Consider the following 16013-nt stretch of genomic DNA (forward strand, 5'->3'; position numbering starts at 1 on the left):
CAGCCAACCGAGACGTATTTAGTTTTACCAATCGAAACTACGGCGCGCTGAACGGCCAACCGAGACGCATTTAGTTTTACCAATCGAAACTACGACGCACTGAACGGCCAACCGAGACGCAATTAGTTTTACCAATCCAAACTACGACGCACAGAACGGCCAACCGAGACGCAATTAGTTTTACCAATCGAAACTACGGCGCGTTGGACCAGCTTACCATTGCTCTTGAACAGCCATCGACGGTCAACCGCTCGCACCTGTTCTTCGAGGTCAGCTTACGGTCAGGAGCACCTGCGCAGTCACTTCACAAGGAGAGATAACAATGACCTACCAAACGATAGATGGAGTAAGAGTATGGGGCAATCCCGACCCAAGCGCGCTGTCGCAAGCCAAAACCTGCGCGGAACACGGGAACGTCGTGCAAGCGCTGCTGATGGCCGACCATCACAAAGGCTACAGCCAGCCGATCGGCGGCGTTGTCGCGTATGACGGGCAAATCTCGCCTTCGGGCGTCGGCTACGACATCGGATGCGGCAACAAAGCGGTTCGTACAAACCTGCTGGCGGCGGACGTCAAGCCGATTCTGCCCGCAGTGATGGATCAAATTGCGAGAAAGGTGTCCTTCGGCGTCGGACGCGTCAACAGCGAGAAGGTCGATCACGAGCTGTTCGACGATCCCGACTGGGCCGCATACGCGGCGATCGGAAAGCAGGAGCATGACAAGCTGAAGTCACTAGCTCGGGATCAGCTCGGTACGGTCGGCAGCGGCAACCATTACGTGGATCTGTTCGAGGAGCCGGAGACGGGTCGCCTGTGGATCGGCAATCATTTCGGAAGCCGCGGCTTCGGCCATAAGACGGCGAGCGGTTTTCTCAACCTAGCGGCCGGGCGCGACTTTCTTGCCAATGCTCCGGGAGAGAAAATGGATCAGCCTCCCGTGCTGCTCGATCTGGACAGCGAGCTCGGCGACCTGTACTACAGGGCGATGAAGCTGGCCGGACGATATGCTTACGCGGGGCGCGATTACGTGATCGATCAGGTGCTGTCTTTCCTGGGCGCGAGCGCCGACTTTGAAGTGCACAACCACCATAATTACGCCTGGAAGGAAACCCATGGCGGCAAGACGGCGATCGTAGTTCGCAAAGGCGCGACGCCCTCCGCCCCGGGCCAGCTCGGCTTCATCGGCGGCAGCATGGGGGACATCTCGGTTATCGTCAGAGGAAAGGATACGGACGAGAACCGCGATTCCTTTTACAGCACCGTACATGGAGCGGGCCGGATCATGAGCCGTACGCAAGCCGCGGGCAAGATGAACTGGAAAACCCGCAAGCGCAGCGGAGGCCAGATCACTTCCGAACAAATGAAGCAAGCCGTTCGCGACTTCGATGTGGAGCTGCGTGGAGCCGGAACCGACGAAAGTCCGTTCGTCTATCGCAAGCTGCAGGAGGTGCTGGACGCGCACGCGGAGACGATCGAGGTGCTGCATACGCTGAAGCCGATTGGCGTCTGCATGGCGGGCGCGGACGAATTCGATCCCTATAAGGATTAAGATTGCTAATCATTAGCTGCAAAGCTGCAACTAATAGGGAGTCGTGATGGCAAAAGTACCGGCTCCTCTCTGCCTGACACTCCCATATTGTCCAAGAGTAGTGGTGGCTTTGGCCCATACAGTCGAGCTTAGGATAGGACGAGATTTTTCGAAAAGGTGCATAAACCGTTTCTTTTGCGGGATAGAAGTGTTACAATGAAGAAAGTGAACAAAGGAATCTCATTCACATAATGTAGAGGGTTATGGTTTCAGGACATGATAACCCTGTACAATATGTGAATTTTTATTTTTTTAATAAAATAAGATGTTCATGTAAACCCTATAAGGTGGTAAACAATATGGAATCCGGTACAGTGAAATGGTTTAATGCAGATAAGGGCTTCGGCTTCATTGAAGTCGAAGGCGGAAACGACGTATTCGTACACTTCAGCGCGATTGTAGGCGATGGCTACAAATCCTTGGACGAGGGCCAGCGCGTGGAATTCAACATCGTGCAAGGCAACCGCGGTCCACAGGCCGAGAACGTAGTCAAAGTGTAGTCAAGAATACGGTGCCCCGAACCTTTCGTTTGGGGCGTTTTTTATCGCTACACCAAATCCAGGATAGGAAGAGGGATGTTCTTGTATTCTTCACGGAAAAGACCTGTTGAAGAGTTGCCTGAGGAAATCACGACAATATGGTCTTGCTCGGATGAGAGCTGTAAAGGATGGATGAGGGACAACTTCGCCTTTTCCTCAGATCCCGCATGTCCGATCTGCCAGTCCCAGATGGTGAAAAGCGAGAAGATGCTGGTCGCGCTCGTCAATACAAGTCCCAACTCGAGCAAGCTCTAGGATCGATTCGGGCACACCGATTCCACAGAACGAAAATCCATACCCTCCGAGGGTGTGGATTTTCGTTTTTTGTGCTGCGAGTCGCAGGTCTTCAAGATGCGCGGCAGGGACCGGATGTATCATTTGTCATTGTGCAATCCCGCTGAACGTGCTACTAATGGTATAGCTATCCATGTCGACAGGATTCGTTATCTGGAATATAAGGATGCGGATGCGGTACTGAACGGATCGTACACGGCCGCTGGCCGGACAAATAGACATCGCGGCGCAGAGTGTCGCTTAATTGTAAGAATATCCGCCGATCTCCCTCGTGCATCAAGAGGCGATATCTATTATTCTGAAAATATAAGCCTATCTCCTAATCGCTGGAATTGATTGAATACGGCTAATACCTGCAGAGGGGAGAGATATACTTGAACGGTTCGATGATGATTACTCTGACCGTATTGGCTCTGGCATCCGCCATGTTCATATCGGGCAAAGTGCGCTCGGATCTCGTGGCCATCGGAGCGCTGATCGTGCTTATGCTATTCGATATTTTAACGCCTGCAGAGGCGTTGTCGGGCTTCTCGAACTCCGTTGTCATTATGATGGTGGGCTTGTTTGTCGTGGGCGGGGGCATCTTCCAGACTGGACTGGCCAAGATGGTCAGCAGCAAAATGCTGCAGCTGGCAGGGACGAACGAGACTCGAATGCTCATCATGATTATGGTCGTTACCGCCGTCATTGGCGCATTCGTCAGCAATACGGGAACGATCGCGGTCATGATGCCCATTGTCGTAAGCTTGGCCATGAGCGCGAAGACGAATCCGGGGCGGCTGCTCATGCCGCTTGCTTTTGCGAGCAGTCTTGGCGGTATGCTGACGTTAATCGGGACTCCTCCCAATCTGGTCATTCAGGAGGTGCTTCAGGAGGCCGGTTATGAGGGGGTGTCCTTTTTTACCTTTACGCCAATTGGTCTCGTCAGTATTGTCGTCGGGGTGGCGGCGCTGCTCTTCCTGCGCAGGTTCCTGCCGAAGAACGAGCAGGACGACGATAATCCGTGCAATGGCCGCTCGATTCAGGAGCTGGCGCAACAGTACCGGCTGGCGCAAAATCTGTACCGCGTCCAAGTAGGTCCTCTTTCGCCGATTCATTCGAAGACTTTGCACGAGCTGGAGATCCCCTCGCGATATGCCTTGAACGTAATTGAAATCCGGCGGAAAATTTCGGCCAAGAACCAATTTTTCAAAACGATCAATCAGGAAGTCGCCAGATCGAACACGGTTATTCAGGAAGAAGATATTATGTATGTCCATGGTCCCTTCGAACGCGTGCAGGCGTTCGCGGAGGATTTTGACTTGACGCTGCTGGATCATCAGGTTCCGGAGAACAAGCAATCGTCCAACGCGGAGCGTTACGCCACGGAGGATGTGGGCATTGCCGAAGTGCTGCTCACGCCGACCTCCTCGCTCATTCACCGATTGATCAAGGAGTCAGGCTTCCGGGAGAAGTATCGCGTCAACATTCTCGGGATTCACAGGAAGGACCAGTATTTGCTGCACAATCTGAAGGAGGAAAAGATCCGCTTTGGCGACGCGATGCTCGTACAAGGAGCCTGGAAGGATATCGCGCTGCTCGCCAATGAGCCCGATGTCGTCGTTGTCGGTCAGCCGATTGAAGAGTCCCGCAAGGTGACGATGGATAACAAAGCGCCGATCGCCGCAGGCATTATGCTGCTGATGGTGCTGCTGCTGATCACGAATTTCATCCCAGCGGTGGCCTCCGTCATGATCGCGGCCGTGTTGATGATCGTGTTTCGCTGCGTGCGAAGCATGGAGGACGGCTACAAGACGATCAACTGGGAGAGCGTGGTGCTGATCGGCGGCATGATCCCGATGTCGATCGCCATCGAGAAGACGGGAGCCGCAGCGCTGCTGTCCGAAGGAATGGTCAGCCTGCTGGGCGACTACGGGCCGCTGGTCCTGTTGGCGGGCGTATACTTCACAACGTCGATTCTCACCTTGTTCATCAGCAATACAGCCTGTGCGGTGTTGCTGGCTCCGATTGCTTTGGCGGCCGCTCTTCAGCTCGGCGTCAGTCCGTACCCGTTCCTGTTTGCGGTATCGGTCGGGGCGAGCATGTGCTTCGCCTCGCCCTTCTCGACGCCGCCGAATGCGCTGGTCATGTCGGCGGGCCGTTACCGGTTCTCCCATTACATTAAGGTGGGACTTCCGCTGCAGATCGTCATGGGCATCGTGATGGTAGCGGTGCTGCCCTTGTTCTTTCAATTCTAAAAGCGAATGGGGAGCTATATCCTGCGGCCTAGTCGGGTCGATGAGGGAGGAGAGGAAGCGGACACAGATGGCGCTATATTCGCCAGAACGCGCTATGACAGTATGGAGCGGACGGAGAATCCGTTATTAGGCCATGTTGATAGCGAATTGAACAACTTTACAGTCAATAACGGCTCCTCTGTCCGCCAGCCTGCACAAAACGGCAGTTTGGTGGCGAATAAGCTCTTCTGCGTCCGGATATCCGGGGAACAAACCGACGACGGCGGGGCAAATGATGACTAACGAGGCTAAAACGATAAATAAGTTAGCCAAGCGGGGATGAACAACTGCGGACGACCAAAGGAGCGATGGAAGCTATGGAGCTAAGACCAACGGAGCAATATATACTTCAAAATGCTGCCGCGAATTTGTTCAGGGGAATTGAAGGCGTAGGGGGCAGGCTGGATGTGACCAATGAAAGGGTAATCTTCAGGCCCCATAGCTTGAACATCCAGACGAAAATACTGGAAATCGATCTTCAAGAAATCGTAAAGGTCGAGAAGCGGAATACGATGTTTGTGGTGCCAAACGGAATGAAAATCTGTGTGACGAGCGGCAAGGAATACAAGTTTGTCGTTTGGGGCAGAACGAAGCTGATAGAGCAGATCCGGAATGCAAGAAACCATGCAACAGCGAAGAGATAGCTCGTATAACCGGAGACAATTCCAGCGGCATAGACGCCAGCGAAATATAAGCGATGAGGTGAGCAGAGATGCGGCAGCAATACGATTTGTGGATTGGCGGCGAGTGGCGGCAGGCGAAACGGTATGAACCGTTAACTAGTCCGTATAGCGGCGAGACGCTGACGCAGATTGCCCAAGCCTCTCCGGCGGAGGCCGAGCTTGCGATCGAAACGGCTCATGAGGCATTCGCCGCATACGGCTTAATGCCCGCGTTCCGTCGCAGCCAGATTCTATATCGCGTTGCGGACATCATCGACCGGCGCAGAGAGGAGCTGGCGGCATTGGCGGCGCTGGAGGCGGCAAAACCGTTGAAGGCGGCCCGAGCGGAGATCGCCCGAACGATTGAAACCTACCGCTTTGCCGCCGAAGCGGCGAAAAGCATAACCGGAGAGCAGGTGGCGATGGACGCGGCCGAGGGCGGCCAAGGAAGAATGGGCTTCACTCTCCGTACGCCGATTGGGGTGGTAACCGCGATAACGCCGTTTAATTTCCCCTTTAACCTGGTGGCGCATAAGGTCGGACCGGCTTTGGCCGCAGGCAACGCCATCGTATTGAAGCCTGCGGAGCAAACTCCGCTCAGCGCGCTGGCGCTTGCGGATATGTTCTCCGAGGCCGGTCTTCCATCCGGAGTACTGAATATTGTCACCGGCGCAGGAGCGGAGCTTGGCGAAATACTGACCGCTCACCCCCTTGTGAAAAAAGTCAGCTTCACCGGCAGCCATACCGTTGGCGAGATCATTCAGCGGCAGGCGGGCCTGCGCCGAACGACGCTGGAGCTTGGCTCCAACGCGGCTCTGATTGTGGATAAGGGAACCGATATCGAGCCGATCATCGACCGTTGCGTAGCCGGGGCGTTCGGCTATAACGGACAGGTGTGTATTTCGTTGCAGCGGATTCTCGTTCACGCCTCGCTGTATTCCCGTTTTACGGAGCTGTTCGCGGCGGCAGCCTCCAGGCTTGTCGTCGGCTCGCCGCTAGAGGAGAATACCGACATTACGTCTCTGATCTCGGCCAAGGCGGCGAATCGGATCGCGGATTGGGTCGACGAAGCCGTCGCAGCGGGAGCTTCCATCGTAACGGGCGGACGAAGATCAACGGAGCAAGGGAATTCGATCTATGAGCCTACCGTCCTGAGGGACGTTCCCCGGTTCGCTAAGGTGTGGACAGAGGAGGTTTTCGGACCGGTCGCGGTGCTGGCTTCCTTCGAGAATCTGGACGAAGCGATCCGAGAGGTGAATGCTTCCCGGTATGGCCTGATGGCGGGCGTGTATACGCCTGACCTTAACAGCGCCTTCAAGGCGGCGCGCCAGTTGGAGGCGGGAGGCGTCGTCATCAACGATATCCCGACCTTCCGGGTTGACCAAATGCCTTACGGCGGAGTCAAGGACAGCGGCAAGGGTACAGAAGGGGTCGCATATGCGGTGCAGGAGATGACCCAGTTGAAGCTAATCGCCTTCAATCTTGGTTGAGCTGGATATCCGTAAGTATCTGACGGCAGACCCGTTCACCTCCATTCAGCAGGCCGAAGAAATCGCGGATCGGTTAGCAGATCAGCAGAACAACCTGCGATAGATCGCTAGAAGCACAGCCTTCAGGCCATCGTTGTCAATCTTTGATATAATTAAAGGAAATCCTTAATTGTCTGCCAACTGGAAAGAGAGTGGAGCTCGCATGAAAATCACGAGATGGGAAGGGTATGACCAGGTCGTATTCGAGCTGGAGGGAAGAGAAGGCTTCCTTGTATTGCCCGAAGGATTTGCAGAGGGAAGGCCGTGGATATGGCGGGCGGAGTTTTTCGGTTGCTTTGACTACGCGGACAGAGCTTTGCTTCGGGAGGGATACGTACTTGCCTACTATGGCCTGAGCAACATGTACGGGAGTCCGGCTGCCATTGATGGGATGAAGGGATTTCAGGATTTCGTGACGAGACTGTTCGGCCTAGCGGAGAAGGCTGCTCTTTTCGGCTTTAGCAGGGGAGGGCTATATGCGTTTAATTACGCTGCGACATATCCGGAGCGAGTCTCGCTTTTATATCTTGATGCGCCTGTGCTTGACATCCAGAGCTGGCCCGGCGGCCTAGGCGAGGGCGTCGGAGCAGAGAACGAATGGCAGGAATGCTTGGCGGCGTACGGATTAACGGAAGACGAGGCGCGCACAGCTAAAGTGTCGCCGCTGGACCGGGTGGAAGCCGTGGCCGCAGCTCGCATTCCGATCCTTGTCGTAGCCGGCGACTCTGACGACGTCGTTCCCCTAGCGGAGAATGCGGCGATTCTGGAGAAGCGATACCGGAAGCTGGGCGGAGCCCTCAAGATGATCGTCAAGCCAGGCATCGGGCATCATCCCCACAGTCTGGAGCAGCCGGAGGAGATCGTGGATTTTATTCGGGAGCATACGCAAATCAACAGGGACATATAGGTGTCCGGGCATGGTTGAATGAAAACGATGAGGTAAGCGCTACTGCGATCATTACGCAGAAGCGCTTTTTTTTGTCAATTATTTTCTAATAAATGTTAAAATATTCATAGGAAATAAGAAGAGGGGCGCTGCGCATTGATCAAAATAAGTGTCGTAATTCCCACCTACAATAATAAAAGGCTGCTCAACAACACGTTGGAATCGCTGAACGACCAGCTTGGCTTCGAGAGCGGCGGGTACGAGGTGATTGTCGTTGATGAAGGCTCGGACGACAACACCCGGAACGAGATCGGGGAAACACCGAGAACCTATCCCTTTCAGTATCACTATCTGGAGCGTACAGAAAACTCCTGCAGATCGAGGGTTCGCAATATCGGCTGGAGTAAAGCTCGGGGGGAGTTCGTCGCCTTTCTGGACTCCGACATGATTGTCGGCCGCAGTTACATTCGGGAGCTTGAGCGCTGCTTCGAGACTCAGCCGGACCTGCTCGTCGTTTCCTACCGTTTTATGCTGAAGGAGCCTGTAGCGTTGGCCGATGTCAGATCGGGCCGAATATTCGAAAGAAATTATCGCAAGTTGGAGTATCTGGAGGTGCGGCACTTCGACAGTCAGCTCTATTCGTTTAATCTGCCGACGCTCAAGCATCCTTGGCACTGCGTGTATTCCTGCAACATGGCGTTGCCCAAGGCAAGACTGGAGCAATTGGGGGGATTCGAAGAAAGCTACAAGGGCTGGGGAATGGAGGACACGGATATCGGCTATCGCTGCTACCGTCTGGGGATGAGCATTGTCTACAGCCCGGGTATGGACGCTTTGCATCAATACCATGGAGAAGCGTTCGGAGACTTGAAAAGCCAGAACAAAATGAGGGAGTGGGATCTGAATATTAAGCAGATGTATAAGCTTTATCCCCAGCTCCGCCGGGAGCTCCCCCGGTGGCGGCTCAACTACGCCTACGCTACCCGGAGAGTAGCCCCGATGCTGATGCGAAGGGAGCGGAATCGGAACGTGCACCGCCTCGCGTTACGGAAGGAAGAGGATCTTCCTTTCTTGAAAGCTCAAATTGCCGAGCTGTCGGCTCAGCCGGGCAATCTGATTATTGTGCGGGACGAAGTCGAATCGCTCGACTTCCATCTATGGGTTCAGCTTCTTGGTCATACACGAAGCGAGATCCGATACTTCCCGAGCTCCTATGTTTTCGACCCCCAGGAAATCAAGCGCTTCTTAGGACAGGTTTTCTCGTGGAAAAAGCTAGGCGTGCTCGCCTATCGGGGAATGCTGCTGGTCGGGAGCAGGTTCGTCCGCTCTTTCTATGACCGTTGATCCGTTGGATTGCCCTTCTTCCGATATTGCTTCGGGGTACAGCCGGCAATTCTGCGGAATAACGCGTGAAAAAACTTCATATCCGTGTACCCGACCCGATGGGCCACCTGCTGAACGGTTAGCCCGGTTGTCTCCAGCAGCTCGCAGCTGCGTTCTATGCGCAGCTGCTGGATATAGTGAGTAAAGGTATGCCCCGTAGCCGCTTTAAATCGCTGCTGAAGCTGGCTTACGCTCATGAAATAGGCATCGGCCAACGCATGCAGCAGCAAAGGCTCATGCACGTGCTGGTTGACGTGTTGAATGATCTCTTCAACCTTCTCCTTGCTGCTGTGGGGGATAGGAAGTTCGATCTGACTAGGTGTTACCGTCTGCGTTCGTTGCAGCAGCAGGAGGATCTGGAGAAGAATCGTCTTCAGCATCGTACGATGATTCGAGAAGCGCTGGTGATATTCCAAGTATGCCGTGTGAAATAGCTGGCCGAAACGATTGTGCCGATCTCTGTACTGGTACCAGGCTTTCATTCTTTCTTTAGGCGCGTACAGAATGCGGTACAGCTCGGAGTCCTGAGGAATCCAGTGCTTGACCTCCTCGATCGCCTCCAGCTTGAAAATGCAGTTGCAGATGACCAGAGGAGCCGTCGATTGCGGGGAGGAGGGCCGGAACACATGAGGCGTTCCGACCGGCAGCAGGAACAAATCCTCCTTCTGCACCGGAATGACCTCGTCGCCGATATGCTGGAAGCCATGCCCTTCCTCCACAAGGCAAAGCTCGATAAAGTCATGTTGATGGAATTTGACCTTGAAGGATTCCGTCTCGCGGTTTACGAATATCGGGAAATCCGGTTCAAAGAAGCGTTCCCCTCCCAGCATTTGAATCATAGCTGTCCCCCGCCTGTTGATGTTAACCCCATCTTACCTCTTCTTTCTCCAAAAGCAAGTGCGATTCGTGAATCAACCTATAAAATCCACGTGATCACCCCATATATCATCCCTTTCATGCTTTTATAATGAACATGAAATGAAAGCGCTATCCCGATAGAATGGAGTTTTCGCTCATGTTACCTGCAAGTCTTACTGTAAATTACGAACCGCACCCGATAAATGTAGATAGCCCCATTCCCAAGCTGAGCTGGAAGCTGGAGTCCGGGGAATCCGCTCAATATCAGACCGCCTACCGCATTCAAGCGGCTACCGAGCCTTCCCTTCTTTCTCTCGAGCAACCGGATCTGTGGGATAGCGGCCGCATCGATTCCTCGGAATCGATTCATGTTCCGTACGGAGGGAGCAAGCTGATCTCCGGTCAGAGGTGCTTCTGGAGAGTTCGCGTATGGGACAAGCTGGACCGTCCGTCAGCGTGGAGCGATGTCGGATATTGGGCCATGGGACTGCTTGAACGCTCTGCATGGGGCGGTGAATGGATCGGTCGGGTGATTTCTCCAGAGGAAGCCTATCCGTCGGTCACCTACCTGAGAAAATCCTTTGCAACGGATCGTCCGATCAGACAGGCTACGGTGTATGCCAGCGCCTTGGGCTTGTATCGTCTCAGACTCAACGGCGAGCCCGTGGGAGGCGATCGTTTCGCTCCGGGATGGACGGACTATCATACCCGCACTCAATACCAGGCTTACGACATTACCTCCATGCTTGCGGAAGGAGACAACACGATCGGCGTACTGCTCGGTACGGGGTGGTATGCGGGAACCGTCGGGATGATGGGACGCAGGGTTTACGGCACAAGTCCGCAGCTGTTGGTGCAGTTGAATGTGGAATATACGGATGGATCGCGTCACAGCATTGTGACGGACGGCTCATGGCGCTTAAATACGGGGGCGATCGTATATTCCGATATTATTAAAGGGGAGAAGCAGGATACGAGGCTGGAGCCGCAGGGCTGGGACCGCCCCGGCTTCCATGAGGAGGGCTGGGCGGAGGCGCACACGTTCGAGTTTTACGACGGTCTGCTAGTCGCTCAGCAGGAGCCGCCGATTCAAGTGGTGGAAGCGCTGTCTCCCGTCTCCGTTCATGCTGCGGGCGCAAACCGCTGGGTGTACGATCTCGGCCAGAACATAGCGGGCTGGACACGGTTGCGCGTTGCGGGTGCAGAGGGACAGGTGGTTACGGTCAGGCACGCGGAGATGCTCAACGCCGACGGGACCTTGTACACCGCGAATTTGCGTAAAGCGATACAGGATGATATCTTTATCCTTCGCGGCGAGGAAGTGGAGTGGCTGGAGCCTGAATTTACGTATCACGGCTTCCGCTACGTCGAAGTAGAAGGATTGCCGGATGCGCTGCCCGCAGATCATTTGCTGGGTCAGGCTGCGTATTCCGCTAATCGGAAGGCGGGAGATTTCGAGACGTCCAATCCTGAGATAAACCGCTTATACGCGAATATCGTATGGGGTCAGAAGGGCAATTTCTTCAGCGTTCCGACCGATTGTCCGCAGCGGGACGAACGGCTGGGCTGGACGGGCGACGCGCAGGTCTTCGTCCGAACGGCGACCTACAATCAGAACGTTGCCGCCTTCTTCCATAAATATATGCAGGATGTCATCGATGCCCAGCGCGAGGACGGGGCCTTCCCCGATACGGCGCCGGATGCGAACTGGTCGGAGTTCAAGAAAGTATCCAGCGCCAATTGGCACGCCCCGGATAATGCAGGCTGGGGAGACGCAGGGATCATCATTCCTTGGACGATCTATATGATGTACGGCGACAAGGAGATTTTAACGAAGCATTACGACGCGATGAAAAGATGGATCGACTATTGCAAGGGGACGAGCGATGGGTTGATTCGTCCGGATTACGCCAATCATGCAGACTGGCTGTCGATCCGGGCGGATACGCCCAAAGAGGTGCTCGCGACCCAATACTTCGCTTACAGCACCCGATTGTTTGCGGAGATCGCGAAGGTTGTCGGCCGGGAGGAGGATGCCGAGGCTTACGGAGAACTGTTCCGTCAGATTACGCAGGCCTTCCTCAACCGCTTTATGAATCCGGAAGGAATTATTCACGGCGACACGCAGACCGTCTATGCCATGGCGCTATACTTCGAGATGCTGCCGACGGAATGGCGAGGGAAGGTCATTAACCGCCTTAAGGAATTGATCCGGGCCAATGACAATCACCTGTCGACGGGGTTCCTCGGGGTGGGGTGCTTGCTGCCGGCATTGACGGAATATGGGGAATCGGAGCTCGCCTATACGCTGCTGCATCAGGAGACATTCCCCTCCTGGCTCTACTCCGTTAGGCACGGGGCAACGACGATTTGGGAACGGTGGGACGGATGGACGGAGGAGGGCGGATTTCAATCTCCGTCGATGAACTCCTTTAACCATTACTCGCTGGGCTCCGTCGGAGAATGGATGTTCAGATATGCCGCCGGGATCGAGGCTGATCCTGCATCGCCCGGGTTCAAGCATATCAAGCTTCGTCCTTGCCCGGGAGGAAAGCTGAGCTACGTGAAGGCGAGCTACGAAAGCCTGTATGGGCGAATCGAATCCCATTGGCGAGTCGGCCCGGAGGGCTTTGCGCTTGAGGTGCTGATCCCGCCCAATACGACGGCTATGGTAGTGCTTCCCGCTCCGGCGAATCGCACAGACGGAGACGGACTGGAGCCGGGAGAGACGACGTATCGTGTTGGATCGGGACGGTATGCGTTCGAATGTTGACCAACGGGTTTTACACTGATTCATCAGTTTAACCATAGCACCAACAACCACAGGGAGGCTGTCATCATGATTAAGGGAAAAAGGGTCTGGGCTTTGTTGCTTACCGGTTTGCTCGTATTTATCGCCGCTTGCGGCGGGAATAGCAAAGAAAATAGCGGTGCTCAACCATCCGCGACAAGCTCTGCAAGTGCATCTTCAAGCCCAAGCGAAGGCGGCAAGAAGGACAACGTCGAGCTTCGCATCATGTGGTGGGGATCTCAAGCTCGGCATGACGCGACGTTAAAAGTAATCGATCTGTTCGAGAAGAAATACCCCTATGTCAAGATCAACGCGGAATTCTTGGGAGCGGACGGGTACTGGGATAAGCTGAACACCCAGATTGCCGGGGGCAGCGCGCCGGACTTGATCCAGCTGGGCAACAATTACCCGGACTACGTTACTCGCGGCGCCCTGCTGGACATCGATTCCTATCTGGGCAACGCAATCGACCTAAGCAACTTCGACGAAGCGATTGCTTCGAGCGGGAAGTTTAACGGCAAACAATACGGCGTGAATCTAGGCTCGAATGCGCTCGGTATCGTCTACAATACGGAATTGATCAAGAAGGCCGGGCTGGAGCCGCCGAAGGCCGGCTGGACGTGGGAAGAGATGGAGGCTTACAGCAAGCAGTTGGTTGAGAAGCTGGGCAACGGCAACTACGCTTTCGCCGACCAATCCGCATTCACGCACTATGTAGGCCACTATGTGCGTCAGAACGGGAAAGCGCTTTATAACGGGACGGACGTCGGTTTTGACGAACAGGATATGACGGGCTGGTACGAGATGTGGGAGAGGTTCCGCCAAGAGGGGATCATTCCTCCTGCCACGAAGGCCGCAGCGTATTTGGAGGTTTCCCCGGACAACTCCATGCTGGTCGAAGGAAAAGTCGCGATGTCCGTCATCTGGTCGAATCAATTGGTCGCTTTCCAAGGCGCGATGCAGGACGAGCTTCAGATGATCCCGTTGCCGACGGGCGGAAGCGAGAAGGGGATGTGGATTCAGCCTAGCCAATTCATGGCGATCGGCAAGGATTCGAAAAATCCCGAGGAAGCGGCAATGTTCATCAGCTTCTTCGTCAACGATCCGGAAGCGACGGCGATTCTCGGAAGCGACCGGGGAATCCCGGGGTCCAGCGTCGTTCGCGAAGCTCTGAAGGGGAATGCCGATCCTGTCGTGCTTAGAACCTATAATTATCTCGACGTCGCTGCCCAACAAGCGCGCGATATGGATATGGAAATGCCGAACATTGCGCAATGGGATGCCGCTCTGAGGAATGCCGCGCAGAAGGTCGCATTTGCGAAAGCGTCCGTGGCGGATGCCGCCGCTGAAACGGTAAAGGCGGCGAAGGAAGCGATTGCGAAGTCGAAATAAAAGTCAACCATGGGAGGGACCGTATTTGAAACCGTCTGCCAATCCTCTGCGAATACGACACTATTTCATAAGGCTCTGGAAGAAAAATGCGGTCGCCTGCCTTTTTCTACTGCCTTGGTTTATCGGAATCTTCGTGCTGACGCTTGGCCCGATGGTCAGCTCGTTCTATCTTTCCTTTACGCAGTACGATGTGCTGACCCCGGCCAAGTGGATCGGCACCGCCAACTACGAGAAGATGTTCCTCGACGATCCGCGTTTCCTGCAATCGTTAAAGGTAACCCTCACCTACGTTCTGGTCTCGGTGCCGCTTAAGCTCGGATTTACGCTTGCGGTGGCGATGCTGCTTAACAAAGGGCTGAAAGGCCTGCGCTTGTACCGAACGATCTATTATATCCCGACCCTGCTCGGGGGGAGCGTAGCAATCGCCGTGTTGTGGCGGCAAATGTTCGGCGGAGACGGTTTATTAAACCGTTTCCTGCTGAACGTGTTCGGGGTCGAAGCGCCGGACTGGATTTCGGACCCGTCCTATGCGTTGTATTCGATCGTGGCTTTGACCGTATGGCAGTTCGGCTCCTCGATGATTATTTTCCTGGCGGGGCTTAAGCAGATTCCGCAGGACCTCTACGAGGCGGTCGAGGTCGACGGAGCGGGGAAATTCCGCCGTTTCATCAGCATTACGTTCCCTATGCTATCGCCGGTCGTCTTCTTCAACCTGATCATCCAGCTGATCGGCTCGTTCCAGGCGTTCACGCAGTCGTTCATCATCAGCAAAGGCACAGGCGGCCCGATCGATTCCACCTTGTTCTACACGCTCTATTTGTACCAGAAGGGATTCTCCCAATTTGAAATGGGCTATGCGTCGGCTATGGCCTGGATCTTGCTTGTGGTGATCGGTCTCTTCACCGCCGTTATTTTCGGTACCTCGAAATATTGGGTGCACTATGCGGATGGGGGACGATCCTAATGACAGTATACTCCAAGAATACGGCTTGGCTGGTTCATGTCTTTGTTCTGACGATGGGCATTGTGATGCTTTACCCGATTCTATGGCTGATCAGCAGCTCCTTCAAGCCAGACGAGCTGATATTCTCCAATCAAAGCCTGATTCCGACCCAAGTGACCTTCGACAACTATATTAAAGGCTGGGCAGGCATCTCCAAGACGGGCTTCGGAACCTACCTGCTGAACTCCATTCTGTTATGCGTGCTGGCGGTCATCGGCAATCTGATATCCTGCTCTATGGCGGCTTATGCATTCGGGCGCTTGAACTTTTCCTGGAAGAAGGTTTGGTTCGCCCTCATGATGGTGACGATCATGCTGCCGCATCACGTCACGATTATTCCGCAATATGTGTTGTTCCACCAACTGGACTGGATCGATTCTTTAAGTCCGCTGTTTGTGCCCAAATTGCTGGCGACGGATGCCTTTTTCGTATTCCTGATGGTGCAGTTCATTCGCGGAATACCGAAGGAATTGGATGAGTCGGCGACCATCGACGGCTGCGGCTCCATACAGATCTATTGGCGCATGATTCTGCCGCTGGCGCTGCCGGCCCTGATCACGACGGCCATCTTCACCTTCATCTGGACGTGGGACGACTTCTTCAGTCAATTGCTCTATTTGAATTCTCCGGGGAAATATACAGTTCCGCTCGGATTGCGATTGTTCCTGGATTCTTCGGGCCAATCCAATTGGGGAGCGATGCTCGCGATGTCGGTCGTATCCTTGATTCCGAGCATGCTGATCTTTTTCTCCTTGCAAAAATATTTCGTGGAAGGCATATCGACGACGGGAATTAAAGGCTGAGAAAAGGAG

At 54.5% G+C, this 16013-nt stretch carries 13 protein-coding genes; 12 read left to right on the forward strand and 1 reads right to left on the reverse strand.

Going from position 1 to position 16013, the window contains the following annotated elements; all coding sequences use genetic code 11:
- The first annotated feature begins 322 nt into the window (after positions 1-322).
- The 8 genes from ACFO1S_RS13265 (at position 323) to ACFO1S_RS13300 (ending at position 9118) form a co-directional block, all read left to right on the forward strand.
- Positions 323-1549 carry an RtcB family protein gene (locus ACFO1S_RS13265; protein ID WP_204604882.1) on the forward strand — a complete coding sequence of 409 codons (1227 nt, stop codon included), beginning with the start codon at positions 323-325 and terminating at the stop codon, positions 1547-1549.
- A 338-nt stretch (positions 1550-1887) separates the two neighbouring features.
- Positions 1888-2088 (forward strand): cold-shock protein, encoded by a 201-nt coding sequence (locus tag ACFO1S_RS13270; protein ID WP_185179800.1) that lies wholly within the window; start codon positions 1888-1890, stop codon positions 2086-2088.
- Between the two features lie 81 nt (positions 2089-2169).
- A complete protein-coding gene (locus tag ACFO1S_RS13275; protein WP_204604881.1) occupies positions 2170-2382 on the forward strand; it encodes a cold-shock protein in 213 nt (70 codons plus the stop codon).
- A gap of 413 nt (positions 2383-2795) precedes the next feature.
- Complete coding sequence (locus ACFO1S_RS13280; RefSeq protein WP_204604880.1) at positions 2796-4658, forward strand: SLC13 family permease; 1863 nt, start codon at positions 2796-2798, stop codon at positions 4656-4658.
- A gap of 356 nt (positions 4659-5014) precedes the next feature.
- Positions 5015-5341 carry a GRAM domain-containing protein gene (locus ACFO1S_RS13285; RefSeq protein WP_204604878.1) on the forward strand — a complete coding sequence of 109 codons (327 nt, stop codon included), beginning with the start codon at positions 5015-5017 and terminating at the stop codon, positions 5339-5341.
- Between the two features lie 68 nt (positions 5342-5409).
- On the forward strand, positions 5410-6849 hold the full coding sequence (locus ACFO1S_RS13290; RefSeq protein ID WP_204604877.1) for an aldehyde dehydrogenase family protein: 1440 nt from the start codon (positions 5410-5412) through the stop codon (positions 6847-6849).
- A gap of 202 nt (positions 6850-7051) precedes the next feature.
- On the forward strand, positions 7052-7795 hold the full coding sequence (locus ACFO1S_RS13295) for an alpha/beta hydrolase family protein (RefSeq protein ID WP_204604876.1): 744 nt from the start codon (positions 7052-7054) through the stop codon (positions 7793-7795).
- A 135-nt stretch (positions 7796-7930) separates the two neighbouring features.
- Entirely contained in the window at positions 7931-9118 is a 1188-nt protein-coding gene (locus ACFO1S_RS13300) for a glycosyltransferase family 2 protein (RefSeq protein ID WP_204604875.1), read from the forward strand.
- Here ACFO1S_RS13300 and ACFO1S_RS13305 read toward each other — a convergent pair.
- Positions 9106-9996, reverse strand: coding sequence for a helix-turn-helix domain-containing protein (locus ACFO1S_RS13305; RefSeq protein ID WP_204604874.1), 891 nt, complete (start codon positions 9994-9996; stop codon positions 9106-9108). The two genes, ACFO1S_RS13300 and ACFO1S_RS13305, sit on opposite strands and share 13 nt — an antisense overlap.
- A 176-nt stretch (positions 9997-10172) precedes the next feature.
- Here ACFO1S_RS13305 and ACFO1S_RS13310 point away from each other — a divergent pair, with 176 nt between their 5' ends.
- The 4 genes from ACFO1S_RS13310 (at position 10173) to ACFO1S_RS13325 (ending at position 16004) form a co-directional block, all read left to right on the forward strand.
- The gene (locus ACFO1S_RS13310; RefSeq protein ID WP_204604873.1) at positions 10173-12788 is read left to right on the forward strand and encodes a family 78 glycoside hydrolase catalytic domain; all 2616 of its coding nucleotides are present in this window, start codon (positions 10173-10175) and stop codon (positions 12786-12788) included.
- A 66-nt stretch (positions 12789-12854) separates the two neighbouring features.
- Positions 12855-14198: an ABC transporter substrate-binding protein gene (locus ACFO1S_RS13315; RefSeq protein ID WP_204604872.1), complete on the forward strand. Its 1344-nt coding sequence runs from the start codon at positions 12855-12857 to the stop codon at positions 14196-14198.
- Between the two features lie 25 nt (positions 14199-14223).
- On the forward strand, positions 14224-15162 hold the full coding sequence (locus tag ACFO1S_RS13320; RefSeq protein ID WP_378126922.1) for a carbohydrate ABC transporter permease: 939 nt from the start codon (positions 14224-14226) through the stop codon (positions 15160-15162).
- Positions 15162-16004 carry a carbohydrate ABC transporter permease gene (locus ACFO1S_RS13325; protein ID WP_204604871.1) on the forward strand — a complete coding sequence of 281 codons (843 nt, stop codon included), beginning with the start codon at positions 15162-15164 and terminating at the stop codon, positions 16002-16004. Before ACFO1S_RS13320 ends, ACFO1S_RS13325 begins: the two co-directional genes overlap by 1 nt.
- The last annotated feature ends 9 nt before the right edge of the window (positions 16005-16013 follow it).

Source organism: Cohnella boryungensis (genome assembly GCF_042651945.1).
GTDB classification, from domain to species: domain Bacteria; phylum Bacillota; class Bacilli; order Paenibacillales; family Paenibacillaceae; genus Cohnella; species Cohnella boryungensis.

Coding starts and splice junctions, on each gene's coding strand:
- ACFO1S_RS13305 (WP_204604874.1), bottom strand. CDS start 9,996: ATGATTCAAATGCTGGGAGGGGAACGCTTCTTTGAACCGGATTTCCCG.
- ACFO1S_RS13285 (WP_204604878.1), top strand. CDS start 5,015: ATGGAGCTAAGACCAACGGAGCAATATATACTTCAAAATGCTGCCGCG.
- ACFO1S_RS13310 (WP_204604873.1), top strand. CDS start 10,173: ATGTTACCTGCAAGTCTTACTGTAAATTACGAACCGCACCCGATAAAT.
- ACFO1S_RS13290 (WP_204604877.1), top strand. CDS start 5,410: ATGCGGCAGCAATACGATTTGTGGATTGGCGGCGAGTGGCGGCAGGCG.
- ACFO1S_RS13325 (WP_204604871.1), top strand. CDS start 15,162: ATGACAGTATACTCCAAGAATACGGCTTGGCTGGTTCATGTCTTTGTT.
- ACFO1S_RS13265 (WP_204604882.1), top strand. CDS start 323: ATGACCTACCAAACGATAGATGGAGTAAGAGTATGGGGCAATCCCGAC.
- ACFO1S_RS13315 (WP_204604872.1), top strand. CDS start 12,855: ATGATTAAGGGAAAAAGGGTCTGGGCTTTGTTGCTTACCGGTTTGCTC.
- ACFO1S_RS13270 (WP_185179800.1), top strand. CDS start 1,888: ATGGAATCCGGTACAGTGAAATGGTTTAATGCAGATAAGGGCTTCGGC.
- ACFO1S_RS13295 (WP_204604876.1), top strand. CDS start 7,052: ATGAAAATCACGAGATGGGAAGGGTATGACCAGGTCGTATTCGAGCTG.